The organism is Litchfieldella qijiaojingensis (assembly GCF_014651875.1).
Classification (GTDB): Bacteria; Pseudomonadota; Gammaproteobacteria; order Pseudomonadales; family Halomonadaceae; genus Litchfieldella; species Litchfieldella qijiaojingensis.
Genome location: NZ_BMXS01000023.1, coordinates 46,880 through 73,676, shown reverse-complemented (window position 1 = coordinate 73,676; position 26,797 = coordinate 46,880). Strand labels below are relative to the sequence as shown.

Below are 26,797 nucleotides of genomic sequence, written 5' to 3'. Positions count from 1 at the left end.
GCAAGATGCCGATCAACCCGCTGATCGGGTCGGCGGGTGTCTCGGCGGTGCCCATGGCGGCGCGGGTCTCCAACAAGATCGGGCTCGAGTACAACCACCACAACTTCCTGCTGATGCACGCCATGGGGCCCAACGTGGCCGGCGTCATCGGCTCGGCGGTGGCCGCCGGGGTAATGATCAAATACCTGGGCTGAAGTAGTGCCCATTGCCTCACGACACGAACGGCGCCTCGATAGGCGCCGTTCGTGCTTTATGACATCGTCATCCTACCAGGGCACGGCGGCACCATCGGTGCGTGGTTTGTGACGCCCTACGTCAAGAGGTCGGGCTCTACAAGGCACTGGCCGATGGCTGGAAAAGTTAGTGCGATCAAGGGTAGATGCAATAAGCCCTACTCCTCGGTATCCAGTGAAATGGATTGCATATAACGCCAAAGCTGCCGGGCCTGCGGGTTGTCGCTATCGCGCAACCCAGCGGCAACGCCGGCTTGGTCTTCCTGCGATCGATGCTGACCGAGCTTTGCCTTGCCGTGGATCTCATGGATACGAATCCTGACGCCGACGATGGCTGGGAGCAGCTTGTCGCGCAAGGCATCGCTTAACGTCTCGGGATCATCGAGTAGTTCGGGTTCGTACTTGGCCAGCGTCTTGTCGAGGATTTCGTTCGTGGTGGACGAATCGAGCAGTTCGAGCGTGCCTTCGGCGTGTACGACAGCATAGTTCCAGGTTGGCACTGCTGGTTTCTTGGCATACCAGGTGGGAGAGATATAGGCATGGGGCCCATTGAAGATCGTCAGCACCCTCTGACCGTGCAGGCCTCTACCATGGGGATTGGCCCGGGCGAGGTGGCCGTACAGAGTGCCATGCTCGCCTTCATTGCGCTCCAGCAGGAAGGGCAGGTGGGTGGCCTGTAGTCCTTCGCTGACTAGGACACCGAAGCTGAATTCTTCGATGAGGGCATGGGCCTGCTCCAGGTGCATCTGCATGGAGGGTGGAATGTGTATCATGCCAAAACCTCATGGGTCAGGGTGGAGAGCGCCTTGTGCTGACGGCCCCGGCCATCGAAGTTGTCGGGTGACAGCCAGCGCGTGAAGGCGTTCTCCAGTGCAGGCCATTCGCTGTCGAGAATCGAGAACCAGGCGGTATCGCGATTGCGCCCAGCCACCACACGATGCTGGCGAAAGATACCTTCGAAGCGAAAGCCCAGGCGCTCGGCGGCGCGCCGCGAGGGCGCATTGAGCGCGTCACACTTCCATTCGTAACGCCGGTAGCCGAGCGCGAAGGCACGACGCATCATCAACATCATCGCCTCGGTGGCGGACGGGGTGCGCTTGAGGCGCGGAGTGAAGTGCAAGTGGCCGACCTCGATCGAACCCCCTTCTGGTTCGATACGCAGGTAGGCGGCCATGCCCAGTGCCTCGCCACTGGCATTCTCGACGATGGCATAAAAGCTTGGATCGCGACTGGCCGCACGTCCGGCCAGCCAGTCGCGGTATTGAGCGATGTTCTCGAAAGGGCAACCGCCCAAATAGGTCCAACGTTCCTCCAGGCCCTCACCGGGCGTAGCGCTCGGTTCGAGAAACGCCGCATGCAGGTCATTGGCGTGGCGGTCGACGTCCAGTGGCTCGACCCGTACCAGACGCCCCGACATGGGCTCGGGTTCGGGGAAGACGGAGCCTCTCCAGTCCTCTACCTGCTTGCCAACGGGTTGGCCGTAGGCGTTTGTTTCCATCATGGGCAACTCTCCTCGAGGACCTTGTCGTCCACTGTCAGCGCGTAGTGATGGAACACTGTGTCGCGCTGCCAGCCCAACGATTCGTACAACCTCTGGGCGGTATGATTCTCGATCTGGGTGGCCAGCTTCAGGTGCCTGACGCCATTGGCCTGGGCCAGGTCGCGGGCGGCAATCATCAGCGCACGGCCTATCCCGCGCTCACGCGCGTTGGGTGCGACGAAGAGATCGTTGAGCAACCACAACGGGGCCAGGCGCACGGTGGAGAAGAGCGGGTATAGCTGCACGAAGCCCAGTAGCTCGCCACCTTCGCCCTCGTAGACCAGCAGGTGGGAATCGCCCAACCCCAGGCGGTGTGCCAGGAAGTTACGGGCACTGGCCAGGTCCGAAGGTTGGTCGTAGAACACTCGGTAGCCGTCGAGCAGTTCACCGAGGGCTTCGACATCGCGCAGCTTGGCATGACGCACTGACATGGGAAGGTCCTCCTGAGGGGGTGACACCCACTCAGTCTGGCGGCATATTGGTTCCTGGATAAGAGCCAATTTTCAGGAAAATCATGGAACCGGTTATGAATGTCGAGGTGGACTGGACGATCGAAGCGCTGGGGCTCGAGCTGGCCAAGCCGTCATCGGCGCCACTTGCGCAACGTCTTTATCGAACCCTGCGCAACTGGGTACAGGAGGGGCGTCTGGTCAGTGGTCAGCGGCTGCCGTCCTCGCGCCGCCTGGCCCGCGAACTGGGCTTGGGCCGCAATACCGTGTTGGCCGCCGTCGACCAATTGATCGCCGAAGGCTTCCTGGAGAGCCGCCCCGGTGCAGGCACCTTCATCGCGGATGTGGCGTTCGAGGCCGTGACGAGTCAGTGTCGCGAGACGAATCCAGCAGCCGGCCAGGCTGAAGTGGGCGAGGCAGAGCTATCATCGCGCGGTATGCAGCTGCTTGAATTCTGTGCCACCTTCGACGATCGCTTCGGCGCCTTCGCGCCCGGTGTGCCGGCGCTGGATCGCTTTCCCCACGAGACTTGGCAACGGTTGTTGCGGCGTCACCTGCACGCGACTCCCACCCAATGGCTGGATTACCAGGCTCAGGGTGGGGTACCGGCGCTGCGCGAGGCGCTGTGCGATTATCTGCGGCTGTCGCGTTCGGTGCGTTGTCGGCCCGAGCAAGTCCTGATCGTTCAGGGTGCCCAGCATGGGTTCGAGCTGCTGGCGCGGATGCTCGGCGATGCCGGTGACCGGGTCTGGGTCGAGGAACCTGGCTACAACGGTGCCCAGGCCTGTTTCAGTGCCGCTGGCTTCGAAGTGGAACCGGTAACGGTGGATGCCGAGGGCATGAGCGTCGAGAGTGTCCCCAACGGGCGGGCTTCGCCCAGGTTGATCTATGTCACGCCCTCTCACCAGTATCCCAGCGGTGTCACGATGAGTCTGGAGCGGCGTCTGGCGTTGATAGAAGCTGCCGAGCGACACCGTGCCTGGATCGTAGAAGATGACTACGACAGTGAATTCCGTTACGGACAGCGGCCCATCGCTGCCTTGCAGGGGCTCGTCGATGGTGCCCGGGTGATCTATGTCGGCACCTTCAGCAAGGTGCTCTATCCGGGGCTGCGGCTGGGTTATCTGGTGTTGCCCGAGCCTTTGGTGGAGCCTTTCCGGCGTGCCAATGCGCGTCTGCATCGCGAAGGGCAGTATCCGGTGCAGGCGGCGCTGGCCGAGTTCATCGCCCAAGGGCATTTCTCGCGCCATGTGCGTCGCATGCGTGATTGCTATCGTCGACGCCAGGCGCGGCTTCGCGAGGCTCTGGCGCCGGCTGTGGCGTGTGGCTTGACGCTTTCCGAGGGCCAGGCTGGCATGCATCTGGTGGCCTGGCTCGACGACCTGGAAACCGAGAGGACATTGGTGGCCCATGCCGCCGAGCAGAACGTCACGCTCTCGCCGCTCTCGCGTTATTACCTGCGTCAACCGGGCCGCCCCGGTTTGGTACTGGGCTATGCTGGGGCGCGTGAAGACGAGATCGAGCGTGCCGGAAGCTGGTTGGCGCGCGAGTGGCTCGGACTGGAAGGGGTATCCTGACCGCCTCAACCTTGAATCAGCACGGCATCGGGGGGTACCCGATACTGGAGTTCGTCGCAGTGGCCAGGAGGCGGCTGCTGCCCCGGTGGGAGATCCGGATACCAGATGCGGCACTCGCCGGGAGGTGGCATATGGCCAGGGGGAATATCGTAGGAAGGGTAGACGGGGTCCCCATATCCATAACTTCCGTCATACACCACGCAGCCAGACAGGGTGGCGTAGGCAAGAGCCAATGTGAGGTAGCGAGCCCGACGGGTTGTGAAAGGGTTTTGCATGTGCAATTCCAACTCCATGGAGGTTAATGCCCGACCCATAAGGCCTCACCGGCAAGCCGAGGTCAATCGTTCCGGGTGCTTGGCCGCCGCGCGACCAGTGTGATCTCCACCCGGCTGCCGCCGAACAGTCGACGAGACTCGGTGCAGGTGCGGGCGGGATAACGACCGGCCTCGAAGAATTCGGCATACATTCTATCCATGATACTGATCTCGTCCAGGTCGGCCAGATGCACGTCGACCCGTACCACATCATCCAGACGGCAATCCGCAATTTTCAGCATATGCTGGAGCTTGCGCATTACCCAGCGGGTTTCTTCGCCGACATCGCCGATTACGGTCTCGCCGCCCTGGATGTCGGCCGCCGTCAGGCCGGAAACGAACACGTAGTCGTCGTCCACCACTACGTGGCTGCCGGGGAATGCCGGTGAGGGCAAGGCGGGATCATTGCGATAGATCGGCATTGTGTCCTCCCTTGCAATGTGTCTTGGTCCGCTATTCAGTGCTTCCTTCATGGGACCAGTGGTTCGGGTCAGTGTAGCCGGTACTCGAACTGCCCGCGGCATCCAGGGACTCACGCCGAGAGCGGGAAGAGTCGTCGCGGCACCCACCACAGAAATAGCGCCATGCCCAGCAACTCGACCAGCGACTGCAACACGATGACCACTGCCGTGACTTCGAAGGATGCCGGTAGCGCCAGGGCGATGGGCAACACGACGAAGGAGTTGCGGGTGGCGAAGCTGAAGGCCAGCACCCTGCCTTGCCGCCTGGGTAGCCGCAACATGTCGGCGAGCAGTCGTGCGATCAGAGCGGCGAGCGCCAGAAAAGCGATGAACAACGGCGTCACCCTGGCCAGCAGGCCACCGGAGGCCATCACGGTTTCGACCTGAGAAGCGGCGATCAAGAACACCACCAATGCCAGGAGCGGCACCGGAAACCAGCCGAGAGCATGCAACATGGCAGCTCGCTGTCGTTTGCGTGCGACCCAGGCCTGGGTCAGGAAGGCGACCAGCAACGGCACCAGGATCAGCCCGACGAAGGCTTCCAGCAATTCTCGCCTGGCCAGGGTCAAGGCCAGCTCCTGGCCAGAGAATGCCCATACATAAAACGGCAGCAGCAACAGTTGCAGCAGCAGACTCACGGGAGTGAAAGCGATGGCGTGACGAGTATCTCCCCCGCCCAACTGGGTGAAGGCGATGAACCAGTCGGTACACGGCACCAGCAGGACCAGCATAATGCCAAGGCGAACCGCTGGGGTGGCGGGGGCAAGCTGTAACAGGCCCCAGACCACGATGGGCAATAGCAGGAAGTTGCCGATGATCGCGGCGGTGAGAAAGCGGGTGTCGGATAGGGCCTCGGGGAGCCTGGCCAAGGGCACTTGGGTGAAGGTGGCATACAACAGTAGCCCCAGCACCGGCCACAGCAGCGTTTCCAGCACCTTGGGGGGCGTCGACAGCATCGCGCCGAGCGCGAGCCCGGCGAGGATCGCCGCCAGGTAGACGATGACCTGATAGGCTTCGAGCCGTTCCCGACTCATGACACCGGCTCGCTGAGTCGCTCAAGACGCAGGCGCTCGCGTTCGTCGAACAGCCGCCGGCTGCCCGCGGCGACGGCAGCCAGGGTACCGAAGCCGGTGCCCACGGTAATGGTGAACATCACCAGTATCTGGTACTTCACGGCCACGGCCGGCGGGCTACCAGCCAGGATCTGACCAGTCATCATGCCTGGCAGGCTGACCACCCCGGCCGCGGCCATGGCATTGATGGTGGGGATCATGCCGCTGCGCATGGCCTCGCGGCGAATGTCGCCGATCGCTTCCTGCCAGCGCTGGCCGAGCATCAAGCGGTTCTCGATCACCGCGCGCTGGCGCCAGGCGGTGTCGGTCAGGCGATCCAGTGACAGCGACACGCCGTTCATGGTGTTGCCGAGCATCATGCCCAGTAGCGGAATGGCGTACTGGGGGGTGTACCAGGGCTCGGGGCCGATGATGACCGTCAACGTCAGCACCGTGACCGTGAAGGATGACAAGAACATCGACACGGTCCCGATGCCGAAGGCCCAGCCACCGAGCAGGCGGCGTTTCTGTCGTGCCATGACCTCGCGCCCGGCGATCAATAGCATGGCGGTGGCCATCAGTGCCACCCAGTGCAGGCGGGAAGCCGCGAACAGTGCCTCCAGAATCAAGCCGATCAGTGCCAATTGCAGCGCGGTTCGGGCGCCGGCAAGCAGCAGGCTCTTGCCGACCCCCAAGCGTGCCAGATGCGTGCAGGCGGCCAGTGCCACCACCATCGACGCGGCAAGCCCCAATTGCCACCAGGCCAGGTCGATCACATTCATGAGACCTCCTTGAGACGTGAGCCTTCGATACGGTAGTGACGGTTCGCGACACGTTCGATCTGGCGCGAATCGTGGGCCACCCACAGCACCGGCAAGCCCAACTGCCTGGTGCGTTCGCGCAACCAGCTTTCACAGCGATGGATGGTGGTGTCATCGAGATTGGCGGTAGGTTCGTCCAACAGCAAGGCGCGAGGAGAGCGAGATAGGGCGCGGAGCAGGGCAAGACGCTGTTTCTCACCGGAAGACAGCCGGCCGATCTGCCAGTCGAGGGTTTTCGTCTCGAACCCCAAGGTCGACAGGTCCTCGACCGGAGAGTGCTGAAAGTGCTCACCGACACTCGGCGCCCACCACTGACTTTCCGCGGGCACCAACATGACCTGCCGACGCCATTCATGGCCAGGAAACTGCGATTGGGCACGCTCGCCCAGCCAGATGTCGCCACCGTGAGGCTCGAGGTCGGCGATCGCGCGCAACAAGCGGCTCTTTCCCGAACCGCTGGGACCGGAGAGACAGACGATCTCACCCGGAGCAATGGTGAAAGAGACGCCGTCGAGGGTGCCGATGGAAACCTTGTCGAGTCTTAGGGCTACGGTGTCGGCCAAGTCGTGACCTCATCAACATATATTGGTTGATCGTAATCTATCATGAGCCGCCGATGCGTCTCCCTTGTCACGCGATTGAACGATCGAGACGACAGTATCCGAATGCCTGGCCTCGACAAGCTGCTAGCATCATAAGGTAGGTCGCCGAGGAGAACGCACCATGCCCCAGGCCGTATTGCTCGATATTAGCGGTGTGCTCCATGAGGATGGCGTACCGCTACCCGGTGCGGTGGACGCGGTACGATACCTGCAGGCCGCGAGTATCGCGCTGCGTTTCGTGACCAATACCTCGAGAAAAACCAGTGCCGCGGTCTATGCGGAATTGCTGGACATGGGCTTTCCTGTGGAGCGTCAGCAGATCTATACCGCACCGGCGGCGGTAAAAGCCTACTTGCAGCGCCATCGGCTGCGGCCTTACCTGCTGATCCACGATGCCCTGGTGCCGGAGTTCGATGATCTCGACCTTTACGACCCCAATGCGGTAGTGCTGTGCGATGCCGAACGGCATTTCGACTATGCCAATCTGGATACGGCGTTTCAATTGTTGGTGGAACGTGACGCGCCACTGCTGGCAGTCGGCACCAACCGCTATTTCCGCAGCCGGGGACGCTTGCATCTGGATGCCGGCCCCTTCGTCAAGGCGCTGGAATATGCGGCCGATACCCAGGCAGTGATTCTTGGCAAACCGGCCAGTGGCTTCTTCCAGGCTGTGCTGCACGATGTGGGCGTGGACGCCGTCGAAGCGCTGATGGTCGGCGACGATGCCGAAGCGGATGTCGCCGCCGCCATGGCCGCTGGCCTGCAGGGCTGCCTGGTCAAAACCGGCAAGTATCGCGACGGCGACGAGAGTCGGGCGCCGGGAGCACGAGTGGAGGACAGTCTGGCGAAGCTCGTTGAGGCGCTTTAAAGCCTCCAGCGAAGTGGATGCTCCTCTTTCAGTACACCATTCTCGTCCCAGTCGTCCCAACCGCTGAAGGGGATCGGTGTTTCGTTTTCCAATCCTTCCAGGCGGCGTGCCCAGTTGGCCTTGTCGGCCTCGAGCTGGGCGCGGAAGCTTTTTTCCGCCTGGTAGCTGAGCCCTCCGCCCTGGACACCATAGGTGACCTGGGGCGGCAGTACCTCCAAGCCCAGATAGTAGAGCGAGCAGTGAGTCGGCCACATCAAGGTGGCCATGTCTCCGCCGCGTCCGTGTCGCGAGAAAGCCGGCGCCGGCGAACCGGTGGTCACCGAGCTGATCGCCCGCGTACCGCGAAAATAGCCGCGATCGTAACGCAGGCTGCCCGAGTAAAGCCCGCCATAGACCATGACCCGGTCGAACCAGCCCTTGAGCATGGCCGGCTGGGCGTGCCACCACAGCGGAAACTGCAGGATCACCAGATCCGCGCGTTCCAACCGGGCGATTTCGCGTTGCACGTCGGCGGGCAGGGTGCCCTCATTGTAGGCATGCCGTTGCTCCGTCAGCGCAGCGAAGGTGTGGGGAGCCGTTCGCTCGGGGAAATGCTCGGGACGTTCGACCGGGTCGAAGCCTTCGCCATAGAGATCGGAAACCTCCACGCTGTGGCCGAGACGCTGGAGGGTTTCCACGGCGACATCCTTCAGGGCGCCATTGAAGGAGCGAGGTTCAGGATGGCTGTAGACGATCAGTGCATGCATGGTGTTCGTTCCCCTAGTGTCTTGCTGGGAACTATCACGCTAGACTTTGCGGGAATGAAATGACATTCCCCATACATGACAACGAACCTTGCATGAATGAACAGCGAATTCAGTGGGAAGACCTGCGGGTGGTACTGGCGATCGCCGAGGCGGGGTCGCTTTCCGGCGCCGGGCGGCGGCTCGAGCTGAGCCATGCCACGGTGTTTAGGCGCCTGGGCGATATCGAACGGCGTCTGGGAGTGACACTATTCGAGCGTTCCCGCAGTGGTTATGCACCGACCGCCGCCGGCGAGGACCTGGCCGCTACGGCTGCCCGTATCGAGACGGAAGTGCTGGGTGCCGAGCGACGCGTGGTGGGGCGTGATCTCAGGCTGTCGGGTTCGATACGAGTGACGACTACCGACACCCTGCTGATGGGACTGTTGTCGCCGATCTTTGCCGATTTCCGTCGCGCCCATCCGGATATCGTGCTGGAGGTTGCCGTATCCAATCAGCTCTTCAACCTCTCCAAGCGCGATGCCGACGTGGCGGTGCGCCCCTCCACGTCACCACCCGAGATGCTGGTGGGCCGACGAATCGGCACTATCGCCCAAGCGGTCTATGGTCATGCCGATTGCCATGGCGAAAAAGGGCAGGTCGCGCTCGACCATGCCGATTGGGTAGGGCCGGATACGCACTTGGGCTATGCGGCGCTGGATGCCTGGATGGCGGACAACGACGTGGGCGGGCGCTGTCGCTATCGCGTCGACACCATGCTTGGCATGTTCGCGGCGGTGCGTGACGGCATGGGCCTGGCGGTACTGCCTTGCTACCTGGCCGATGCCGATCATGCACTCGCCCGTCTCACGGATCCCATCCCGGAGCTTGCGACCGATCTATGGTTGCTGACTCACCCCGACCTGAGGCACGTCGCCCGCATTCGCGCCTTGCTGGATTTCGTCACGGAAGCGGTGAGAGCACGGGATGGGTGAGGATAAGGCGTGATCATTCCAATGTGATAGCAACCGGGAACTTCACACGGCCAATACCCACTTCACGGCTTCTTCGGCATGAATGGCGGTGGTGTCGTAGAGCGGCACCGTCGTGTGCTCCTGTTGTACCAGCAGTGCGATTTCCGTGCAGCCAAGAATCACCGCTTCGGCACCTCGTTCATGCAAAGCGCTGATGATCTCGAGGTATTGCTGGCGCGACGACGCGGAAACCTGACCGAGGCAGAGTTCGGAGTAGATCACTTGGTGCACGAGGGCCTGCTCCTGTGCGTTAGGCACGATGACATCGATGCCGTACTTTTCAGTGATTCTGCCCTTATAGAAGTCCTGTTCCATGGTGAAGCGGGTGCCGAGCAGGCCGACACGCTCGATGCCGTCGGTGGCGAGCCGCTGTGCCGTGGCATCGGCGATATGCAGCAGGGGAATGGAAATAGAGGACTCGATCCGGGGTGCCACCTTGTGCATGGTGTTGGTGCAGATCAGCAGGAAGTCGCCGCCGCCGGCCTCGACCGAGCGTGCCGCCTCGGACAGGATCTCCGCCGTCGTTTCCCAGTCGCCCTCGTGCTGGAGTCGTTCGATCTCCGCGAAATCCACGCTGTACAGGCTGATCTTCGCCGAATGCAGCCCGCCCATGGCGGCCTTCACGCCTTCGTTGAGCGCCTTGTAGTAGCTTGCGGTGGACTCCCAACTCATGCCGCCAAGCATACCGATAGTCTTCATGGAAATTCCGTGCTCCTTATCCCTTATCATTCCTCGATTTCCCAGGCCGGGTTCCAAGCCACTTCCCACAAATGGCCGTCGGGGTCCTGAAAGTAGCCAGCGTAGCCGCCCCAGAAGGTGTCGTGAGCGGGCTTGGTGATCGTGGCACCGGCACTCTTCGCCTGCGCCATCACGCTATCGACGTCTTCCCGGGAAGCGACATTGTGCGCCAGGGTGAACTCGGTCGCGCTTGGAGCGCCCATTGGCAGATTCGCGTCATTGGCAATGCAGCGGCGCGGCCAGATCCCGAGCTTCAGTCCACCCTGCAGATCGAAGAATGCCACGGCCCCATCGCCTTCCTCGAACTCTTCGCCGACGATACCGTGCGTTTCCAGGCCTAGCCCATCGCGATAGAAGCGTAGTGCGCGTTCCAGATCGTCGACGCCAAGCGTGATGAGTGTGATACGTGGTTGCATGGGAAGCTACCCCTGTTCGTGGCAAATCATCACCGGGAAATCCGGGTAGGTGGCATTCAGGGTAGATCAAGTTGTCTTTGCGGGTAGCGTTCAGTTCCCTTTTCATCGTGCAACCAAGGTACATCGTGCGAGCACCAGATATGCGCGGCGGGTTTCAACCCTGGATCGTCGTCGGGGTAGTGGTTCACGTATCGTACTCATCGTGACGACGATTCCACACATACGGTGCCGTCTGGGGCCAGCCTTCGGGCGAGTCCTCCCAGGTTTCCTGGCGACCGTACGGGGTCAGGTCCAGATAGGTCCAGTGACTGCCCAGGTATTCGACGCCGCGCTTGCCAGTGAAATAGGTTCGGTAGATATCCTTGCCGTCGCGAAGAAAGATGCTCACGCCATGCTTCTCTCCGCGGTCGGCGGTAGGGTCATTCCTGTCGCTGGTCGTGACGCCCATGTCGAAGTTGAAGTCACTGCCGTACGAGGAGTACCAAGGCAGGTGTATCCATCCCATGCGTGCCTTGTAGCGTTCCAGCTTGGCCAGCGGCGCGCGCGATATCATGACAAAAGATGTATCGCGAGCATGCAAGTGGGCGGGGTGGGTCATGGCGTCGGCGACCCAGGAGCAGCCATCGCAACCGGCTTCCCAGTCAGGGCCGAACATGAAGTGATACACGATCAGTTGCTGACGGCCTTCGAAAAGATCGAGCAGGCTCAGCGTGCCCGACGGCCCCTCGAAGGCATACTCCTTTTCCACCTTCACCATGGGAAGCCGGCGACGTTCCGCATTCAATCTGTCACGAGCGCGGGTAAACTCCTTTTCCTTGGCGATCTGTTGCTCGAGCGCGGCCTGCCACTCGTCCGTCGAGACGATAAGGGGCAGGGGAGTGTTGGTCTCATGCATCGCTTATTCCTCCATAGGCGTCTGCAAGCGCGTCGTGGTGCTTCAGGCGGTGGATCAGATCACATGCCCAAGGCAGCGCTTCCGGGTATTCGTCACCATCCAGAATGAACTCCTGGCCTCGCGCCGCCGCGGTCAATTCCGTGTGATCGGCATGCTTCTGCCAGCGCTGCCGGTTGGCGTGGTAGGTCAAGGGCGTGCGGCCTCTGATTGGATAGCACCAGGTGGGAAGCCGCCAAGTGGAGGTCCGGGTGGCGTGTGGCGTAGTCAATTGCCGGCTTGGCGAGAAGTGTGGAAAGACCCCAGCGCCCGGCATTTCTTCGTTCAGCCCATTGAAGCGTAGCTGGCGGCTCGCCAGGTAGATCACGTTGTTGGGATCGTCCTGCCGCTGAAAGTGAGGATGATAGGTTGCCCAGTCATAGTCGATGGATTGAGCCTTGTCCACTACCAACATCTCCGCCACCTGCAGCCAGCCCCAGATGACATGGCAGGGACGGGCGTCGGGTGCCCAGCGCCAGGTGCCATTGTGATGTTCGACACGCCGGAAGAGCCCGAAGAACAGGAAGAGATCGCCCGGGCCGACCCGGTGGTTGCGCAGGTGCCCCTGGGCTTGTCCGGTCTGGCCGAAGATGGGCCGCCAGCCCGGCTTCCGGGGTAGCATGTTGCCTATCAGGTCGGGATCGAGATGAGCGCGATCGTCCGGCGCCACCTTGCCTTTGGTGAGCTGGCCGACGAGGTCGCCGAGTGAGCTCCCATCATAGACGATATCTCGGTAGCGGATGACCGAGTTCCCATCCGGGATAGGCAGGGCGAGCATCCGGCCATCGGCAAAGATGGGGCTGGGCACGCCTCCGGCGGAAGAGTCGAAGCCCTTGCGGCTAAGGATCAGTTTCATCCCGTTTCCCGTGGCCGGAAATGTGTATTATGCCACCCGGCTATTGGTGTTGCTGGGCCCTTAACCAGGCAATCTCCTCGGCCCAGATCGCCGGCTCGATGGTCTCCAGTACCATGGGAATATCGTCGATGCGCGGGTCGCGCATGATGGTGGTGAAGGCTTCCAGTCCGATATTGCCCTGGCCCAGGCTGTGATGGCGGTCGACACGGCTGGCGAACTCGCTCTTGGCGTCGTTGATGTGCATGCCGCGAAGACAGTCGAATCCGACCACTGTTTCGAATTCGTCGAGCATCGCGGTGCAGGCCTCCGGCGTACGCAGGTCGTAGCCAGCAGCGAAGGCGTGGCAGGTGTCGATACACACCCCGACCCGCGACTTGTCGTCGACCTGCTCGATGATCTCGGCCAGGTGCTCGAAGCGCCAGCCCAGGTTGCTGCCCTGGCCAGCGGTATTCTCGATCACTGCCGTAACGCCCTGGGTACGTGAGAGGGCTTCATTGATGGAGTCGGCGATGCGAGTCAGGCACTCGCTTTCACTGATCTTGTTCAGATGGCTGCCGGGGTGAAAATTGAGCAGGGTGAGGCCCAACTGCTCGCAGCGTTGCATCTCGTCGAGAAAGGCATCCCGTGATTTCTTCAACCCCGCGGCGTCCGGGTGGCCGAGATTGATCAGATAGCTGTCGTGGGGAAGGATCTGCTTTGGGGCGAAGCCATGCTCGCGGCAGGCTTGGTGGAAGGCTTCGATGGCCTCGTCCGTCAGCGGCTTGGCACGCCACTGACGCTGATTCTTGGTGAACAGCGCAAGAGCGTCGGCACCGAGTTCGACAGCGCGCAACACGGCCTGATCGGGGCCGCCGGCGGCGCTAACATGGGCTCCGAGATATTTCATGGCGACACTCCTTCGATCACTGCCACATATTGCCGTGGGACTCGCCCGATAGCCTACGTCATCATATGGCCGATGCTATATGACGAAAGCTATCGGAACTCAGAATGGTGATCAGAGCTAGACCTTCCAGGGTAGCGGTGGCGGCATCAGCCGTTCGCCCTGGTACTGGGGAATATGACCGAAGCGCTCGCTGCCGGCCTCCCAATCGCGCTGCGCCTCGGCGATCTCCGTCTTGCCATGGCCGACGAAGTTCCACCAGATCAGCACCTCTTCTTCGAGCGGCTCGCCACCCACCAGGATGGCGCGCCCGCCTTCCGGTAGCGCCACTTCGACGCTGTCGCGGCCACGACCCAGATAGGCCAGCTCATTGGTGGCGAAGGGCTCGCCGTCGATCTCGAGCTCGCCTTCCAGCGGCAGCAAGGCATATTCGAAGTCATTCCGCAGCGGCAGTGACAGCATCGTGGACTGAAGACCATGCAGATCCACTCCCATCAGTGGGGAGAACGCCAGTGTCGGCGCCTGATGGCCAGCAAACTCGCCGGTCAGCAGTGTCAGCTCGACTCCCTGGGCCTGCCAGCGAGGCAGGTCCGGGTAATGATCGAAGCGCGGCTCGGTGTTGCGATGCGCCTCGGGCAGGGCGATCCACAACTGGGCCGCGTGCAAGTGTGATTCTCCAGGCACCGACTCCTCGGTATGGCTGATGCCGCGTCCCGCCGTCATCAGGTTGACCTGGCCCGGACGTATCACCTGTTCATTTCCCAGGCTGTCGCGATGCAGTACCTCGCCTTCGATCATCCAGGTGAAGGTCTGCAAGCCGATATGCGGATGCGGCCCGACCCGCAGACCGGCGCTGCCACCCTTGAACACCGAAGGGCCAGCGTGGTCGAGGAAGCACCACGCCCCCACCAGACGACGCTGCCGCGAAGGCAGCACCCGATTGACGGGGATGCCGCCCACGTCGGCGGTGCGCGGCGCGATATGCTGGATCAGACGTTTGCCAGCCACCACTGGGCAGTCCAAGGAGGACGACAGCGTCTTGTCATTGATGAGATTGCTCATGAGGTGCTCCTTGGGGATAAGGCATTTATTGAGCGCTTCCTGAACACGGCTCGGCCTCGCTTGGGGAGATCGCTTCAGCATAGGCGGTCTCTCCTCGTCATGCCCGAGGTCGAGCCAATCGTGTCCGTTCTCAGGGGAGAGAAGTGGTCGCGAGAGGTCAGCTACACAAGCAAGATCGAAGCCACCCTGTAGGAGCTGCTGTAGCTGCGATTTTAAGTGGGGAATGACCATTTACGTCGCAAATTTTCACTGAGATCGCAGAGGGCTATACAAGCTAATCAGCCAACGGATCGTGAACCCATATCCATCCTTCTTTCTCGACAAGGGCTCCCATTGGAGGGGATAGGGCAGAGCCTGACAGGAAGTCGTGGGCAGCAAGCAGGCAAACGACCGCATCCAGGCCGTCAGCCCTCGTTTCGAGTGCCGGAATACTCGTATCAATCTCCACTCTTGAACTGACGTCAGCAAGGACTCGATTTCGCTCACTTCGCCCATTTTTTGATTTATATCCTTTGGCATCTATTCCGTGGGCCGCAAGCGTTGCTGCGGGATATACCTCGATGGCTTTCAGGCCACTGATATCGCGGTCCCACGCCAGGGGGATTTCCGCGTTCAGTCGTTTCCGAAGACTCTCAAGAAGCTGTAGTGCCGCATACGCGGTTCTCGCTATACGATCAGCCCCAACATCAAGGGATTGCTTGCCAATTGCCTCTCGCACGATCCGATCAGTCCGTCTACGAAACAGCTCGTGGGCAGGTGTGCTGATGTTTTGACCGGCACGATGAAATTGCAATGCATCAGCGAGAGGTGCAGGCCACCCAAGCGGAGCATCCAAGGCAATCAGTACGGGATCGTCCCGGTTGCCACGTATCCATTCGGCGATAATGGCCTCGGGCAATGCTGTGGGTGATCCCAGACATGCGGCTTCGACAATCGTGCGCCCATCGGAGTAAGAGCCAAATGCCAACCCGACATTGTTGGGTGCTGTAGCACAGTCAACTCCAATCAAATTGACTTTCATTTCTTCTACCATTCATGCGAGAAACTACTTCCTTATAGTGTAGCGTTTGCTTTTTTCAGACATATTTATCCTAAAAAATAAGAGAAAAGCCTCCTGTTGGAGCTGCTGTAGCTGCGATTGAGAGGTGGAGTGTGGCTGTTTATGTGGTAGGTTGTCTCTGTAGGTGAAGAGGGGAGATACAAGCTAATATAGGAGATTGTGAAAGACAGGGATCAGCCACTAGCAGACATTCGCGGGGAGGTCCAAGGCGACAGAAAATAGTCAGTAACGGACACCGCATAGCGAAGTTCGGACTTGTCTGGACCAATGCTGCGATACAGGGCCTGACCACGGAGAGCTCTGGGAGAGACACATCGTAAGAAATGTGATGTGGCTCCCGAACGGCCTGCTCTTAGACAAGCGGCGTGATGCCTGCATGCCCGTCTCAGAACGCAAGCGCCAGCATCCCGGCACCCCAGACGAGCAAAGCGACGCCGGTCGCGTAGCCGAGCCAGTGCCCCGCGGGGACAGTCCTTTCGAACAGCACGAACAGCGCGAGGCCAGCGACCCAGTAGAGGTTCATCACGCCGCCGAAAAACATCAGCCCCATCAGGAACCAGCAGCAGCCGACGCAGAAAGCGCCGTGCAAAAGACCCATGCGTAGCGCGCCACGGGCGCCCTGCCGCCAATGGTGACCAAGGAATGCAAGCGGCGATCGACAGTGACGAAGACAGGCATGCTTGATCGGGGTGAGTTGGTAGACACCCGCGGCGAGCAGCAGGAGGCCACCATCGCCATGCCGGCACCGGCCAGCAGATACGCCCACGACAGCGCGATGACCGCAAAAAGCGCTGTAATGACGACCACACGATCGCGCCTGATCACTGCCTCAAGTGTGGCGTCGACGGGCACCGTCTTCACTTTTCGCCCGATCATGTTCACCGAATTCGGAATATGACTTTTCTGCGCCACCTCGACACCGGCCCCTTCCGGAGGTCACCCGTCAAGCCATGCCGTGAGCCTTGATCTTTCACGAACCAGCCCATCCTGATTGAAGTGGTGAACGCAAAAATGGGCCCATGAATCCTCGAACGTCATCTCCATATCACCCGTCACCGAGGTCGTCCCTTGTCCGATCTCTGCGTAGGTAAACTCGAAACTGCCACTAGGGCGTGCCAGCGCAATGTGGAACGGTTGACCGGTAAACTCGTTGATTATTGGTCTGCCGTTGCTCCTCATGATGCCTGGTATATCCACCCTTGCAGTTCTGAGCTCCAGGTCCGCCTCGAGATCTATCGACAGGAACAATGTCTCGCAAAATTCCGAGCATGTGGTCGCGAATACAGAGAAAAGATTGCTCAATGGTTCGCATGCGCCGCCTGAGATAATTGTTTCCAGTGCAACCCGTTGAGCTTCATCCGCACGTTCGTCGATAATGATTTGGCGTTTGCCGTTTCCCTCCTTGATTTCGCCCGGCCACTTGTACAGCGCCGCCCAATTCAGCCCCGCGAGCGGCGTATCGTTGAAATGGCCTTCAACGATGTTGCCGACGAAAGCCGACTGGCAATAGCCGTGGGTGCTTGGTAAGTTGAACTGGCAACCACAATTTACAGCGCAATTGCAGTTGTCATAGGTTTCACTCTTGAAAAGCCATTCAGCACTCATTTCGTCGATTCTCCTGACAGGATGAACACCGTGATGTTCAGCGACCATTCGCTGGAACAATGTTCTGATTGATGTGGAAGAGGTTGTCCGGATCATAGGTCGCCTTCACTACCGCGAGCCGCTCGTAGTTGGCGCCATAGTTTGCCGGCGCACGGTGATTGTCGTCGCTGGACATGAAGTTGACGTAGCCCCCATCGCCGCCCGAGTGGGGATGAATGGCGGCGTAGTAGTCCTTTACCCACTTGATGTTGGCCTCGTTGTCGGCGGGGTCCGACCAGATTCCTACAACGACCGGGGCAAAGTTCTTGTCTCGATGTCCGAAGGCGGTCTCGTCGGCGCCGACCCGTTGTGCCGCACCGTTGATCGGATGGAGATGCATGCTCGAGCTGATGTGCGGTGTCTTCTTGCCATGCTCGATGTGAGCAGCGATCGCCTCGTCGGTGAGCTCGGTGATGAAGTCTGCCTTCCAGTAATGCTGCATACCTTTCGGGACGAGACCGTCGAAGGCGCTCTGCAGAGCCGGGAACGGCATGACGCCGATCTGCTCCGCCTTCACTTCGGCAGCATCGCGTAGTGGCTTAAGTACTTTCTCGGCTTCCTCGTGGGGCCCGTTCCAGCAAGTGACCAGCACACAGAACAGATCCCCGACCCGGTCCGTGGGGATAAACGGCAGGTCGGGGGCAATCTGCCAGCCGAAAAAGCATCCGAGCGGTTCGGGCGCATCCGCAATGAATTCGCGGTAACACTCCAGGACCGCCGTGGCATCGTCGAACTCGTAGAACAGCGGGCCGCCCACGATGTCACCGACCTCGTGGAGCTGAAACACGAAGCTGGTGACGACACCGAAATTGCCGCCGCCGCCGCGCAAGGCCCAGAACAAGTCTTCGTTCTGGTAATCGCTCGCGGTGACCTGCCGGCCATCGGCGAGAACGACGTCAGCCGACAGTAGGTTATCGATGGAGAGCCCGACGCCGCGGGTCAGGTAGCCGATGCCGCCGCCCAGCGTCAGGCCACCCACCCCGGTCGTCGAGATGATCCCGCCGGGCGCTGCCAGGCCGAACGGGTAGGTCGCATGGTCGACATCACCCCAGGTCGCGCCGCTGCCGACCCGGGCGATCTTCTTGACCGGGTCGACCCGCACGTTGTTCATCCTCGACAGGTCGATGACCAGACCACCATCCACCGTGCCGAATCCGGGAACGCTGTGGCCCCCACCGCGAATGGCCAGGTCGAGGCCGGCATCGCGGCCAGCCGCGACCGCGGCCATCACGTCGGCCGAATCAACGCACCGGATGACGGCGCGGGGCTTGCGGTCGTGCATGGCATTGTAGACGGCGCGAGCGTCGTCATAGTCGGGATCGGACGGGGTGATGACGCGCCCCCGCACCGCTTCGGTCAATGCCTTGATTGTGTCGCTCATTGGGTGATCCTCCGCTCCGGGTGCTCCTTTGCACCGTCTCGCAGAGGGTGCGCCCGCAGGCGTTCCGAAAGCGTTCCCGCTTAACCGGAGTCGCTCAGAAGGCGCGTTGCTGCGCGGAACGCCGGCAGATCATGACCCGACGGAAGGGTCTCGAGGAGGTCGCCAAGTTGCTCACGCAGAGTCTCATCGGCAAATCGACTGGCGAAGGCGTGGAGCGCCCGAAGCTCCAGCCAGCCCGCCCCTTGAGCGCCGGCGATCTCAACGGCACGGCGCAAGGATGCGGCGGCGGCTTCGGTTTCCCCGGTGCGGTACGCCAGCTCACCGTCGACTCGCCACAGCTCGGCCTCGAGATAGCGCTGGTTGCAGCGGTGTGACCACGAGAGCCCCTCGCGCGTGGCGGCTCGTCCCTGACGGAACTCGCCGACCATGCCGCGAGCCCGGGCGAGGAGAAGGAGTGTGTAGGTCAGATGAAGGGTCTCCCCTTCGGCACGCGAGCGTGCCACCGACCGCACGATCTTCTCGATGCCCCCAGCCGATCCCGCGCTGACGTCCAGCCAGCCCCGAAGGGCCTCCAGGACGACCATGAGGTAGCGGTCCGAAAAACGCTTCCATAGACGGTCGGCGTCCGCGAGGAGCTCGGCGAGGCGGGCGAGATCTTCGGATTCGGCCGCGATGATCGCCGCGTAAGTGATGACGTACCCCAACGTCATCAGATGATCGAGATCGACAGCCAGCTCAAGAGCTGATCGGGCGATCTCGTCGGCCCGGCCGGCATCTCCGGTCCACAGTTCGACCCAGGCCAGCCGTACGAGGCAAATTGCCTTCGGGTCCTGGGCGTATAACGCCAGATGCTCGTCGCGATGGGACAGGTCATAGGCTTCGATAGCGCCAGCGAGATAGTGGCGGGCTCTGGCCAGATCGCCCCGCCAAAACGCGCTCACGCCGAGGAGATATCGGCCCTCTGTCCTGGCGATCGCATCATGACGCTGATCGTCGAGGAGGGCCCGGGCGAGTTCATCGCAATCGTCGAAGCGGCAGCCCTGTAGCCGGGCGAGGCCGAGACCACGGAGGATCGGCGGCTCCACGGGTCTGTGAAGCTTGCGGCAAAGCGAAAGGGCTCGCTCGTAGAGTTGGTGCGCATCCTTGGAGCCGTAGCCCTCCAGGGCAACAAGGGGGGATCCGAGGGCGATCCGGATGTCGAGTTCGAGTGCATCGCGGCCGGGTGACGGTGGCAAGTCGGCGAGCAGTGCGAGCGCGCGCCGAAACAGGGTGATCGCTTCTTCGAGAGCCGACACGGCCACCGCTTGCCCCCCCGCCACGCGGTAGGCGTCGATGGCCGGTTCGACCATGCCGGCCTGGTCGTAGTGTGCGGCCAGCTGCGGGCTGGCCACGTCGATGTCCTTGTGGCGCTCGACCGCGATCGCCTCGGCGACGGCGCGGTGGAGTTGACGTCGACGAGCCGGAGTGACCATCTCCAGGGCAACCGCCCGGAGCTTGTCGTGACTGAAATCGTACCTGAGCCCCTGCTCGCGAATGATCCGACGACGCCAGAGTTCGTCGAGATGATCAACGAGCTCGTGTTCATCGGCCCCAGTGGCCGAGACCAGCAGACCGACCGAGAAGGGCCGACCGATGACAGCCGCCATCTCGGCGAGTCGCCGAGCGCCATCAGTCAGTTGGCCCAGTCGAGCGCGCAGCACCGCCCGCATCGTTGGTGTGAGCACGGCCTGACTTCCGTCAGAGGAGATCCCGGCTCGGAGCGCTTCGATCACAAAGAGTGGATTGCCTTCGGTCTCGCGCCAGAGTCGTGCCGCCAATTCCGGATCAATCCTGTCTTTACCGCGTAGCCGAGCAGCGAGTCTCGCCGTGGTGGTTTCGTCGAGTCGGTCGAGCGACAGAGTGGTCACGACCTGGTCGTGGCCCAAGGCGTCCACGAGTCCAACGAGGGGATGATGCGGTGGGATCTCCTCCCACCGGACAGTACCGACGATGAGGACCGGTGCCGTCTGTCCGGAACGGACAACGAAACCGATCAACTCGATGGTCTCGGCGTCACACCACTGCAGATCGTCGATGATCAGCAAACGCGGGCGGTCGCCAGCCACGATGGCTCGGTTTACAGCATCGAACAGCCGATGGCGCTGAGCCACGTCGCCCGACCGTTTCGGTCCAGTTGGCCGGGAAACGTCGCGCAGTTCGGGCAGGAGACGAGCGAGCTCGGCCCTCCAGACCGTGTCGAGCGTGTCGATGTGGCTTCGGATCGCATCCGATCGGAGCAGGTCGACGACGGGCCCCCACGGCAGTCTGCCCGCCGCCTCGTAGGCGCGAGCGGATGCCACCACCTGTCCCTCGGCTCGAACGCGGCGGCCGAGTTCCAGTGCAAGACGGGTCTTGCCGATCCCCGGTTCCCCGGTCACCAAAAAGAGATGTGCCTTACCCTTCCGCGTGGTGTTCCATGCCTCATTGAGTTGCTTCCATTCAAGGTCGCGGCCGACGAAAGGCGATTCGGCAACGGCGACCAAGTGCTTGCCCTGCACTTCGTCGCGGTGGAATGTGCCGGCCCGGAGCTGTTGGTACAGGGCCCTCATCGCCTCGCTCGGTGCCACTGCGAGGTCGCGCTCAAGCACTTCTGCGCACCGGTGGTAGGTGCGCAGCGCCGCGGCTCTATCACCAAGCGCGAGAAGGGCTTCCATCTGCATTCGAACGGCGGCTTCATCGGTCGGCTCAAGGTCGATGATGCGTTGGGTATACCTGAGCGTGGCTTTGTGGTCGCCGCACCCCGCAGCCTCTTCTGTCAGCCGCACGAGGGCCCCATGCACCTGCGCTCGAAGTTTCGCTCGCTCGTCCAGGACCCAGTCGTCATAACAAGCTGGAAGGAAATCGCCCGAATAGAGGCGCGCAGCGAGCTCGAAATCACCCGCGGCCATGGCATCCTGGAACCTCAGCACGTCGACCTCGCTCGGCCCGGTCGCAATCCACCGCACAATCTCGTTGTCGATCTCGACGAACTCACCGATGTCGGGAAGGGAATGACGGAAGTCGTGGAGCAACTTTCTGAGGTTGGTGCGCGCCTGCGGTTCGTCGGAGTCGGGCCAAAGCTCGAACGCGAGTCGTGAGCGGTGCTGCGGATCTTTCCGTAACGCGATCAACACCAGAAACCGTTGCAATCGAAGAGCGTTGAAGGCGCGAAGACGCCGGCCGTCCAGGATTATCTCGACTCCACCAAGGAGTCGGACCTCCAACCGCGCTGGCGGTTGGCCACCGCCCCCGCCCGTGTCACTCGGCATACGGTTGCCCTACTGCCCTGGTTGCGGTCCAGGTCTGAAAGTCCGCTGTCTGCCTTCGACTGTGTCGATAACAAGCCGATCGGTAGGTTGGTGAGTGTCGACTCCGAGTCTCCGGGCCGGAACGTGTGGTGGTGACACCCACATGCCTAGGTATCACTGTAGCTCGTTCCCGCGACCGTTGCCGGGTCGGGGCCAGGGATCCAGCCTGTTGCGTGGACGGCGCCCATTCCACCGATCGACAGAGCGCCGACGCTGGTCCAGCCGCTAACGGTTTGTCTCACGGGCGAGTGCGACGCCCATCTCACCACGCCCACGTGAGCCAAGAACCCACCGTCTCTGCGCCTTGACGACATTCCTGCGCTTTTCCCCAAAAGCGGACATGCAGGTCTGGCTCCTCGGACGATGCGCGAATGACAACTAAGGGTCGATTTCTGCCTGTCAATCGCGGCTAAAGCCGCTCCAAGTGCGCCCGTGAAGGCGTGTACGCAGTGCGGTGAAAGTCCGCATCGGGGGTAAGCCATGGCCCCGTAGCCGAAGTGAGGAGCAAGACCCGCCGGACGGAAGGGAAGAGCCTCCGGCAGATCATCGCCGCCCTGACCCCGATCCTGCGAGACTGGTTCGGCTACTTCAAGCACGCCTATCGGACGACATTCAGATCACCGGATGGCTTCATCAGACGCCGACTGCGCGCAATTCTGCGACGCTAGGAGAAACGTCCTGGCCGTGGTAACACGCGGGCAGATACGCGACGCTGGCCAAATGCAACCTTCGCTGCTGCTGGGCTCTTCACCCTGGCAGAGGCCTGGCAGCGGGCGAGCCAATCACGATGCTGAAACCATCGACTGGAGAGCCGTGTGCGGGAGAACCGCACGCACGGTTCGGAGGGCAGGGAGGCTATGCCTTCCCGACCCCTATCCACAGTACAATCGCAAGGGTCGTGATTTCCATCAAAAACGATAGAGCAGGAAACGGCCGAGTCTTTGGAAGGCGGGAACGAATTGGCACCAGAGGATTGTCAGGCGGGTGGGCCAGGTCATTCTGATAATCTGTGCTGGATCATCGAGCCCGGATAGTTCCTTGACGAGTTTGAGCCTGGGAACTTGGCGTTCGAGTTCGCGAGGATCGTCGATACCCCAGTGCAGGGAGGCGCCGGTTGCCCTGACCGGTGGGGCGAACCTGAGCAGGCTCACGCCGAGCCGGCTGTAGCCGTCGAATGCCAGTTCGCCACTCGGGAAGTATGCGGTGAGCGTATCGAGGAGGCGGAGCACTTCGTGCTTGCGCAGATAGGGGAGGAGCCCTTCGGCGATCACCATTACCGGATGTTCCGCTGGCACATCGCGCAGCCAGTCCGGGTCGGTGACGGATGCCCCGATCAGGTGACATCCATCGCGTTCCGGGTACAAGCGGCGGCGCAGCTCGATCACCTTCGGGAAGTCGATATCGAACCAGTGCACGCTGGTGGGCGGCTCCAGCCGGAATACCCGGCTGTCCAATCCACAGCCAAGGTGCAGTACCGTCGCGATGGGGGTGTGGTCGATGAATTCACGAGTCCAGTCATCAAGGATCTTGGCCCTCAACGCCAGGCCGATCATGGGGTCGTGCGGGACATTCAGTTTCGTGAAATCGTAATCGATCCGGCGAATCGCTTCTGCAGCGAACTCGTCCTTGAGCAGCGAGCCCGGCATGCGGCTTTCCATGGCCTTGGCATAGAGCGTGATGAGGAACGTTTCCTGCTTTCCGCTCAGGGTGATCTTCTCGGCTGGCATCCGCGTCTCCCGATCCATAAGCACAGTGTAAGTAAGTGCTTACTGGGGTGACTAAGAAAAATCCGAGAAGCGTGACAAGCCTGCGGCCGTTCGGGGTAGAGGGGCGAAGTGAGGGCTCGCTCCACCTTGGAGTGATGCAAGTGCTTGGTTTCGTGGATTTTCTGTGACTTATGCGGGGGGCAGCGATCCGCTACTATGCTGACGACATGTGGCCAGAGGCGGATGTGATGGTGTTCGACGAAAGAAAGAAGAACAGGAAAATCGTGTGGGTGGGGATGCTGATGGTAGCGGCGCTGATTGCCCTGACTACGAGCGAGACACGGGCCGAGACTGAGCCTTATGTGGCGACGATCGACAGCGACGGTGTGCAACGTGTCCGCCTCGTTGGTAGGAGTTATTTCTTCGAGTCTGAGCGTATCCAGGTAAAGGCCGGGGTGCCGGTGGAACTGGTAGCCAGCATGGAGCCTGGTCTCGCACCGCACAGCCTGGTGATTCAGTCAGAGGTGATGGGGCTGGATATCAAGGAGGAACTGGAGCGCGAGGAAAAGGTCATCCGCTTTACCCCCGAGGTACCGGGTCGGTTGGTTTTCTATTGCGACAAAAAGTTGCTGTTCTTCCCTAGCCACCGCGACAGGGGAATGTACGGTGTGCTGGAGGTGGTGGAGTGAGATATGTTGCCGGAGCTCTTGCTGATGGTGTCGCTGAGCCTGGATTCCGATCCGGTGGCGGCGGCATTGGCACGCTTCGAGCTGGTCAATGCCTACCAGCTGACACTGCACAGCCGGGGCAAACGCGGCGAGGAGATTTTGCATTACACCTACCAGCGCCCGGGCTTCGTGCGCATGGACATGGTCAAGCCCTTCCGCGGCGCGGTGTTGATCTACGATCCCCATACCCATCAGGTACGCCTCTGGCCGTTCGGTTCCCCCGAGCGCCGCGCCGGAATGACGTTGAGCCCCAATAACCGTCTGGTGCGCAGCGCGCGCGGGCACCGGATCGACGAGTCGGACGTGGGTACGATGCTGCGTAACGTGCAGCGCCTGCAACAACAGGGAGAACTGCGGCACCTGGGTGAGGAGTCCCTCAATGGCCACCCGGTGCATCATCTGGAAGTGGAGGGCAACCAGGGGCAGACGGTGGGCCCAGTGGCACGCTTCGAGTTCTGGCTCGACGACCGGACGCTGTTCCCGCGCAAGGTGATCGGTTACGACCGACATGGGGACCGGGTCGAGACCGTGCTGATGGAGGACATCGTCATCGATCCCGTTCTGCCCTCCAACGTCTTTTCCCCCTGAGACGGGCGCGGGGTCAGCGGCATGGCGGAATACCGTTACGTCACCACCTGGTGGCTGCAGGCCCCTATCGATGATGTCTATCAGGCGCTCAGCCAGTCGCTGGAATGGCCGCGCTGGTGGAAGGGACTGCTCAAGGTGGAGGAACTGGCCGCCGGTGACGCGGAAGGCATTGGGCGGGTTTATCGCTACACCTGGAAGAGCCGCCTGGGCTATCGCCTGTGCTTCGATATTCGCGTGACGGACGTGCACGCCCCCCGCTTGATCGCCGGCGAGGCGAGTGGCGATGTGGAAGGCACCGGTTGCTGGCGACTGTCTCAGGAAGGCCGTGTGACGCGGGTGCGCTACGAGTGGCAGGTGCGTAGCACCCGGCGCTGGATGAATCTGCTGGCTCCCGTTGCCCGACCGTTGTTCGCTTGGAGCCACCACGACGTGATGCAGGATGGCGCCGTCGGTTTGTCGCGATGGCTGGATGCGCGCCTGCTGGGCACTGAACACCACTGAATGCCGAAACGCACGGCCGCCCCTTTCAGTCAAGCCAGGCCATCAACTCGCTCAACGCCGTGGAGGCGAGCAGATAGGCACGTTGTTGCACCTTGGCCCGGTTTCGGGCAACCCGGCCACTATGGTCTTCCCCTGACACCGAGCGTCAATCCTCCCCTGCTCGGGCTTGCCGCCACTGCGCCGGGGACATGCCCACGACCCGCTTGAAGGCACGGCTGAACGCAGCCTCCGATTGATAGCCCACTTCCTGCGCAACACCGTAGACCTTGCTGCTCCCAGCTGCCAGGCGATGCGCGGCAACCTGCATGCGCCAGCGGGTGTGGTACTGCATGGGCGGCTCGCCCACCAGGCGTGTGAAATGCTCGGCCAGGGTGGAGCGGGACGTGCCGGCTTCGCGGGCCAGTGTCTGTAGCGTCCAGGGGAAGGCCGGGCGCCGGTGCAAGAGGCTGAGGGCGCGACCGACCAGGGGATCGCGCAGCCCCGCGAGCCAGCCGCATTGCGGTTGCGGCGCGGAGACCAGGTAACGCCGGATGACTTCCACGAACATCAGCTCGCTGAGCCGCAGCAGCACGCAGCGGCCGCCTTCGCGTCCTTGTCCGGACTCGACCAGGGCGAAGTCGATCAACTGCGATAGCGGATCGCGGGTGCCGGGTGCGCGGGCAGGCAAGTGGATCATGCGCGGCAAGGCGCTCAACACCGGGTTGTAGGGGCGCACATCACAACCCAGGAATCCGCAGATGATGCGGTTGTGCACCGGTCCGGGCCCGCCCTCGACGACCAGCGGCGGCAGCTCGCCGGCGGCCATCAGGCGGAAGAATTCGATGGTGGGCGCCTCGTCCTCCGGACTGGACTGGCGCGGCTCGCTGGACATGACGTAGGCATCGCCGTGGGGCACGAGCAGAATGTCACCGCTCTCGAGCCGGACGGGCCGTTCGCCCGCCACACTGCCCCAGCAAGGGCCTTGGGTCACGATGTGATAGGAGACGATCCGCTCGGCGCCGGGCAGGATCAGGGATCCGAACAGGCGGTCGCTGGGCACGCCGCTGGCGAAGGGCCAGAAGGGTTGCCACTGGAAGAACAGCGCGCCGCGCAGCCGTACCGTCTCCAGTACATCGGAGAGCGGATCGTCGGCTGCGGACACATCGGACGCTGTGGCAGGCGATCCGGATGCCCTGTCATGGTGGCTGCTCATGCCCTCTCCCTAGACTGTTTCTACAGAGATGCGGGCGGCGCGCAAGCGCGTCGCGAGCGCTCCCCATGAGGATACCTCATGGACGGCCACCTCGGGTGCCTCATGCCACCTC

General features: G+C 61.9%; 31 protein-coding genes. 9 read left to right on the top strand and 22 right to left on the bottom strand.

Annotated elements, in window-relative coordinates:
* Positions 1 to 194: sodium ion-translocating decarboxylase subunit beta (locus IE093_RS18140; protein ID WP_189471660.1), on the top strand; the 194-nt coding region annotated here is incomplete at its 5' end.
* Between the two features lie 197 nt (positions 195 to 391).
* On the opposite strand, the gene IE093_RS18135 is transcribed toward IE093_RS18140, so the two are convergent.
* The 3 genes from IE093_RS18135 to IE093_RS18125 are packed head-to-tail and all read right to left on the bottom strand — an operon-like array spanning position 392 to position 2,204.
* Positions 392 to 1,006: an FMN-binding negative transcriptional regulator gene (locus tag IE093_RS18135; RefSeq protein ID WP_229803722.1), complete on the bottom strand. Its 615-nt coding sequence runs from the start codon at positions 1,004 to 1,006 to the stop codon at positions 392 to 394.
* Positions 1,003 to 1,734 (bottom strand): GNAT family N-acetyltransferase, encoded by a 732-nt coding sequence (locus IE093_RS18130; protein ID WP_229803721.1) that lies wholly within the window; start codon positions 1,732 to 1,734, stop codon positions 1,003 to 1,005. Before IE093_RS18130 ends, IE093_RS18135 begins: the two co-directional genes overlap by 4 nt.
* Positions 1,731 to 2,204, bottom strand: a complete 474-nt coding sequence (locus IE093_RS18125; protein WP_189471657.1) for a GNAT family N-acetyltransferase — start codon at positions 2,202 to 2,204, stop codon at positions 1,731 to 1,733. Before IE093_RS18125 ends, IE093_RS18130 begins: the two co-directional genes overlap by 4 nt.
* A gap of 83 nt (positions 2,205 to 2,287) precedes the next feature.
* Here IE093_RS18125 and pdxR point away from each other — a divergent pair, with 83 nt between their 5' ends.
* Entirely contained in the window at positions 2,288 to 3,799 is a 1,512-nt protein-coding gene (pdxR, locus tag IE093_RS18120) for a MocR-like pyridoxine biosynthesis transcription factor PdxR (RefSeq protein ID WP_189471655.1), read from the top strand.
* Between the two features lie 5 nt (positions 3,800 to 3,804).
* Here the strand turns inward: pdxR and IE093_RS18115 are convergent, their stop codons facing one another.
* From IE093_RS18115 to IE093_RS18095, 5 genes are all read right to left on the bottom strand, one after another.
* Entirely contained in the window at positions 3,805 to 4,074 is a 270-nt protein-coding gene (locus IE093_RS18115; protein WP_189471653.1) for a hypothetical protein, read from the bottom strand.
* A gap of 62 nt (positions 4,075 to 4,136) precedes the next feature.
* Complete coding sequence (locus IE093_RS18110) at positions 4,137 to 4,535, bottom strand: RidA family protein (protein WP_189471652.1); 399 nt, start codon at positions 4,533 to 4,535, stop codon at positions 4,137 to 4,139.
* A gap of 110 nt (positions 4,536 to 4,645) precedes the next feature.
* Positions 4,646 to 5,608: an arsenic resistance protein gene (locus IE093_RS18105; protein WP_189471650.1), complete on the bottom strand. Its 963-nt coding sequence runs from the start codon at positions 5,606 to 5,608 to the stop codon at positions 4,646 to 4,648.
* On the bottom strand, positions 5,605 to 6,408 hold the full coding sequence (locus IE093_RS18100; protein ID WP_189471648.1) for an ABC transporter permease: 804 nt from the start codon (positions 6,406 to 6,408) through the stop codon (positions 5,605 to 5,607). The genes IE093_RS18105 and IE093_RS18100 overlap by 4 nt, the downstream gene beginning before the upstream one ends.
* Positions 6,405 to 7,010, bottom strand: a complete 606-nt coding sequence (locus IE093_RS18095; RefSeq protein WP_189471646.1) for an ABC transporter ATP-binding protein — start codon at positions 7,008 to 7,010, stop codon at positions 6,405 to 6,407. The genes IE093_RS18100 and IE093_RS18095 overlap by 4 nt, the downstream gene beginning before the upstream one ends.
* A gap of 160 nt (positions 7,011 to 7,170) precedes the next feature.
* Here IE093_RS18095 and IE093_RS18090 point away from each other — a divergent pair, with 160 nt between their 5' ends.
* Complete coding sequence (locus IE093_RS18090) at positions 7,171 to 7,917, top strand: TIGR01458 family HAD-type hydrolase (protein WP_189471644.1); 747 nt, start codon at positions 7,171 to 7,173, stop codon at positions 7,915 to 7,917.
* Here the strand turns inward: IE093_RS18090 and IE093_RS18085 are convergent.
* On the bottom strand, positions 7,914 to 8,663 hold the full coding sequence (locus IE093_RS18085; RefSeq protein ID WP_189471642.1) for an NAD(P)H-dependent oxidoreductase: 750 nt from the start codon (positions 8,661 to 8,663) through the stop codon (positions 7,914 to 7,916). The genes IE093_RS18090 and IE093_RS18085 overlap by 4 nt on opposite strands.
* 92 nt (positions 8,664 to 8,755) lie before the next feature.
* On the opposite strand from IE093_RS18085, the gene IE093_RS18080 reads away from it, so the two are divergent.
* A complete protein-coding gene (locus IE093_RS18080) occupies positions 8,756 to 9,634 on the top strand; it encodes a LysR family transcriptional regulator (protein ID WP_189471640.1) in 879 nt (292 codons plus the stop codon).
* 42 nt (positions 9,635 to 9,676) lie between these two features.
* Here IE093_RS18080 and IE093_RS18075 read toward each other — a convergent pair whose 3' ends face one another.
* From IE093_RS18075 to IE093_RS18040, 8 genes are all read right to left on the bottom strand, one after another.
* Entirely contained in the window at positions 9,677 to 10,372 is a 696-nt protein-coding gene (locus IE093_RS18075) for an aspartate/glutamate racemase family protein (protein ID WP_189471638.1), read from the bottom strand.
* A gap of 26 nt (positions 10,373 to 10,398) precedes the next feature.
* Positions 10,399 to 10,827, bottom strand: coding sequence for a VOC family protein (locus IE093_RS18070; protein WP_189471636.1), 429 nt, complete (start codon positions 10,825 to 10,827; stop codon positions 10,399 to 10,401).
* A gap of 184 nt (positions 10,828 to 11,011) precedes the next feature.
* The gene (locus IE093_RS18065) at positions 11,012 to 11,722 is read right to left on the bottom strand and encodes a DUF899 domain-containing protein (protein WP_189471634.1); all 711 of its coding nucleotides are present in this window, start codon (positions 11,720 to 11,722) and stop codon (positions 11,012 to 11,014) included.
* Positions 11,715 to 12,614, bottom strand: a complete 900-nt coding sequence (locus tag IE093_RS18060; protein WP_189471632.1) for an Nmad3 family putative nucleotide modification protein — start codon at positions 12,612 to 12,614, stop codon at positions 11,715 to 11,717. The genes IE093_RS18065 and IE093_RS18060 overlap by 8 nt, the downstream gene beginning before the upstream one ends.
* A 40-nt stretch (positions 12,615 to 12,654) precedes the next feature.
* Positions 12,655 to 13,500: a deoxyribonuclease IV gene (gene nfo / locus IE093_RS18055; RefSeq protein ID WP_189471630.1), complete on the bottom strand. Its 846-nt coding sequence runs from the start codon at positions 13,498 to 13,500 to the stop codon at positions 12,655 to 12,657.
* A 117-nt stretch (positions 13,501 to 13,617) separates the two neighbouring features.
* Positions 13,618 to 14,559 (bottom strand): pirin family protein, encoded by a 942-nt coding sequence (locus tag IE093_RS18050; RefSeq protein ID WP_189471628.1) that lies wholly within the window; start codon positions 14,557 to 14,559, stop codon positions 13,618 to 13,620.
* A gap of 274 nt (positions 14,560 to 14,833) precedes the next feature.
* Positions 14,834 to 15,580 (bottom strand): DUF429 domain-containing protein, encoded by a 747-nt coding sequence (locus tag IE093_RS18045; protein ID WP_189471626.1) that lies wholly within the window; start codon positions 15,578 to 15,580, stop codon positions 14,834 to 14,836.
* 424 nt (positions 15,581 to 16,004) lie between these two features.
* Positions 16,005 to 16,385: a DUF2182 domain-containing protein gene (locus IE093_RS18040; RefSeq protein ID WP_189471625.1), complete on the bottom strand. Its 381-nt coding sequence runs from the start codon at positions 16,383 to 16,385 to the stop codon at positions 16,005 to 16,007.
* Between IE093_RS18040 and IE093_RS18035 the strand changes: the two genes are divergently transcribed.
* Positions 16,296 to 16,517 (top strand): hypothetical protein, encoded by a 222-nt coding sequence (locus IE093_RS18035; protein ID WP_189471674.1) that lies wholly within the window; start codon positions 16,296 to 16,298, stop codon positions 16,515 to 16,517. The genes IE093_RS18040 and IE093_RS18035 overlap by 90 nt on opposite strands.
* 38 nt (positions 16,518 to 16,555) lie before the next feature.
* Here IE093_RS18035 and IE093_RS18030 read toward each other — a convergent pair whose 3' ends face one another.
* The 3 genes from IE093_RS18030 to IE093_RS18020 all read right to left on the bottom strand — a co-directional run bounded on the left by IE093_RS18030 (position 16,556) and on the right by IE093_RS18020 (position 21,811).
* Complete coding sequence (locus IE093_RS18030; RefSeq protein WP_189471623.1) at positions 16,556 to 17,224, bottom strand: DUF1326 domain-containing protein; 669 nt, start codon at positions 17,222 to 17,224, stop codon at positions 16,556 to 16,558.
* A 37-nt stretch (positions 17,225 to 17,261) separates the two neighbouring features.
* Positions 17,262 to 18,644: an FAD-binding oxidoreductase gene (locus tag IE093_RS18025; RefSeq protein WP_189471621.1), complete on the bottom strand. Its 1,383-nt coding sequence runs from the start codon at positions 18,642 to 18,644 to the stop codon at positions 17,262 to 17,264.
* Between the two features lie 80 nt (positions 18,645 to 18,724).
* Positions 18,725 to 21,811: an ATP-binding protein gene (locus IE093_RS18020; RefSeq protein ID WP_229803720.1), complete on the bottom strand. Its 3,087-nt coding sequence runs from the start codon at positions 21,809 to 21,811 to the stop codon at positions 18,725 to 18,727.
* 656 nt (positions 21,812 to 22,467) lie between these two features.
* On the opposite strand from IE093_RS18020, the gene IE093_RS22940 reads away from it, so the two are divergent.
* Positions 22,468 to 22,638: a group II intron maturase-specific domain-containing protein gene (locus IE093_RS22940; RefSeq protein ID WP_422730995.1), complete on the top strand. Its 171-nt coding sequence runs from the start codon at positions 22,468 to 22,470 to the stop codon at positions 22,636 to 22,638.
* Positions 22,639 to 22,878: 240 nt separating this feature from the next.
* Here IE093_RS22940 and IE093_RS18010 read toward each other — a convergent pair whose 3' ends face one another.
* Entirely contained in the window at positions 22,879 to 23,697 is an 819-nt protein-coding gene (locus IE093_RS18010; RefSeq protein ID WP_189471618.1) for a class I SAM-dependent methyltransferase, read from the bottom strand.
* Positions 23,698 to 23,924: 227 nt separating this feature from the next.
* Here IE093_RS18010 and IE093_RS18005 point away from each other — a divergent pair, with 227 nt between their 5' ends.
* Genes IE093_RS18005 through IE093_RS17995 form a run of 3 tightly spaced genes read left to right on the top strand, consistent with a single transcriptional unit; the run spans position 23,925 to position 25,493 of the window.
* Positions 23,925 to 24,365, top strand: a complete 441-nt coding sequence (locus IE093_RS18005) for a cupredoxin domain-containing protein (protein ID WP_189471615.1) — start codon at positions 23,925 to 23,927, stop codon at positions 24,363 to 24,365.
* 3 nt (positions 24,366 to 24,368) lie between these two features.
* A complete protein-coding gene (locus IE093_RS18000; RefSeq protein WP_189471614.1) occupies positions 24,369 to 24,992 on the top strand; it encodes a LolA family protein in 624 nt (207 codons plus the stop codon).
* A gap of 21 nt (positions 24,993 to 25,013) precedes the next feature.
* Entirely contained in the window at positions 25,014 to 25,493 is a 480-nt protein-coding gene (locus IE093_RS17995; RefSeq protein ID WP_189471612.1) for an SRPBCC family protein, read from the top strand.
* 145 nt (positions 25,494 to 25,638) lie between these two features.
* On the opposite strand, the gene IE093_RS17990 is transcribed toward IE093_RS17995, so the two are convergent.
* A complete protein-coding gene (locus IE093_RS17990; RefSeq protein ID WP_189471610.1) occupies positions 25,639 to 26,685 on the bottom strand; it encodes an AraC family transcriptional regulator in 1,047 nt (348 codons plus the stop codon).
* Between the last annotated feature and the right edge of the window lie 112 nt (positions 26,686 to 26,797).

Coding starts and splice junctions, on each gene's coding strand:
- IE093_RS18135 (WP_229803722.1), bottom strand. CDS start 1,006: ATGATACACATTCCACCCTCCATGCAGATGCACCTGGAGCAGGCCCAT.
- IE093_RS18130 (WP_229803721.1), bottom strand. CDS start 1,734: ATGATGGAAACAAACGCCTACGGCCAACCCGTTGGCAAGCAGGTAGAG.
- IE093_RS18125 (WP_189471657.1), bottom strand. CDS start 2,204: ATGTCAGTGCGTCATGCCAAGCTGCGCGATGTCGAAGCCCTCGGTGAA.
- pdxR (WP_189471655.1), top strand. CDS start 2,288: ATGGAACCGGTTATGAATGTCGAGGTGGACTGGACGATCGAAGCGCTG.
- IE093_RS18115 (WP_189471653.1), bottom strand. CDS start 4,074: ATGCAAAACCCTTTCACAACCCGTCGGGCTCGCTACCTCACATTGGCT.
- IE093_RS18110 (WP_189471652.1), bottom strand. CDS start 4,535: ATGCCGATCTATCGCAATGATCCCGCCTTGCCCTCACCGGCATTCCCC.
- IE093_RS18105 (WP_189471650.1), bottom strand. CDS start 5,608: ATGAGTCGGGAACGGCTCGAAGCCTATCAGGTCATCGTCTACCTGGCG.
- IE093_RS18100 (WP_189471648.1), bottom strand. CDS start 6,408: ATGAATGTGATCGACCTGGCCTGGTGGCAATTGGGGCTTGCCGCGTCG.
- IE093_RS18090 (WP_189471644.1), top strand. CDS start 7,171: ATGCCCCAGGCCGTATTGCTCGATATTAGCGGTGTGCTCCATGAGGAT.
- IE093_RS18085 (WP_189471642.1), bottom strand. CDS start 8,663: ATGCATGCACTGATCGTCTACAGCCATCCTGAACCTCGCTCCTTCAAT.
- IE093_RS18080 (WP_189471640.1), top strand. CDS start 8,756: ATGAATGAACAGCGAATTCAGTGGGAAGACCTGCGGGTGGTACTGGCG.
- IE093_RS18075 (WP_189471638.1), bottom strand. CDS start 10,372: ATGAAGACTATCGGTATGCTTGGCGGCATGAGTTGGGAGTCCACCGCA.
- IE093_RS18070 (WP_189471636.1), bottom strand. CDS start 10,827: ATGCAACCACGTATCACACTCATCACGCTTGGCGTCGACGATCTGGAA.
- IE093_RS18065 (WP_189471634.1), bottom strand. CDS start 11,722: ATGCATGAGACCAACACTCCCCTGCCCCTTATCGTCTCGACGGACGAG.
- IE093_RS18060 (WP_189471632.1), bottom strand. CDS start 12,614: ATGAAACTGATCCTTAGCCGCAAGGGCTTCGACTCTTCCGCCGGAGGC.
- nfo (WP_189471630.1), bottom strand. CDS start 13,500: ATGAAATATCTCGGAGCCCATGTTAGCGCCGCCGGCGGCCCCGATCAG.
- IE093_RS18050 (WP_189471628.1), bottom strand. CDS start 14,559: ATGAGCAATCTCATCAATGACAAGACGCTGTCGTCCTCCTTGGACTGC.
- IE093_RS18045 (WP_189471626.1), bottom strand. CDS start 15,580: ATGAAAGTCAATTTGATTGGAGTTGACTGTGCTACAGCACCCAACAAT.
- IE093_RS18035 (WP_189471674.1), top strand. CDS start 16,296: ATGCTTGATCGGGGTGAGTTGGTAGACACCCGCGGCGAGCAGCAGGAG.
- IE093_RS18030 (WP_189471623.1), bottom strand. CDS start 17,224: ATGAGTGCTGAATGGCTTTTCAAGAGTGAAACCTATGACAACTGCAAT.
- IE093_RS18025 (WP_189471621.1), bottom strand. CDS start 18,644: ATGAGCGACACAATCAAGGCATTGACCGAAGCGGTGCGGGGGCGCGTC.
- IE093_RS18010 (WP_189471618.1), bottom strand. CDS start 23,697: ATGCCAGCCGAGAAGATCACCCTGAGCGGAAAGCAGGAAACGTTCCTC.
- IE093_RS18005 (WP_189471615.1), top strand. CDS start 23,925: ATGGTGTTCGACGAAAGAAAGAAGAACAGGAAAATCGTGTGGGTGGGG.
- IE093_RS18000 (WP_189471614.1), top strand. CDS start 24,369: ATGTTGCCGGAGCTCTTGCTGATGGTGTCGCTGAGCCTGGATTCCGAT.
- IE093_RS17995 (WP_189471612.1), top strand. CDS start 25,014: ATGGCGGAATACCGTTACGTCACCACCTGGTGGCTGCAGGCCCCTATC.
- IE093_RS17990 (WP_189471610.1), bottom strand. CDS start 26,685: ATGAGCAGCCACCATGACAGGGCATCCGGATCGCCTGCCACAGCGTCC.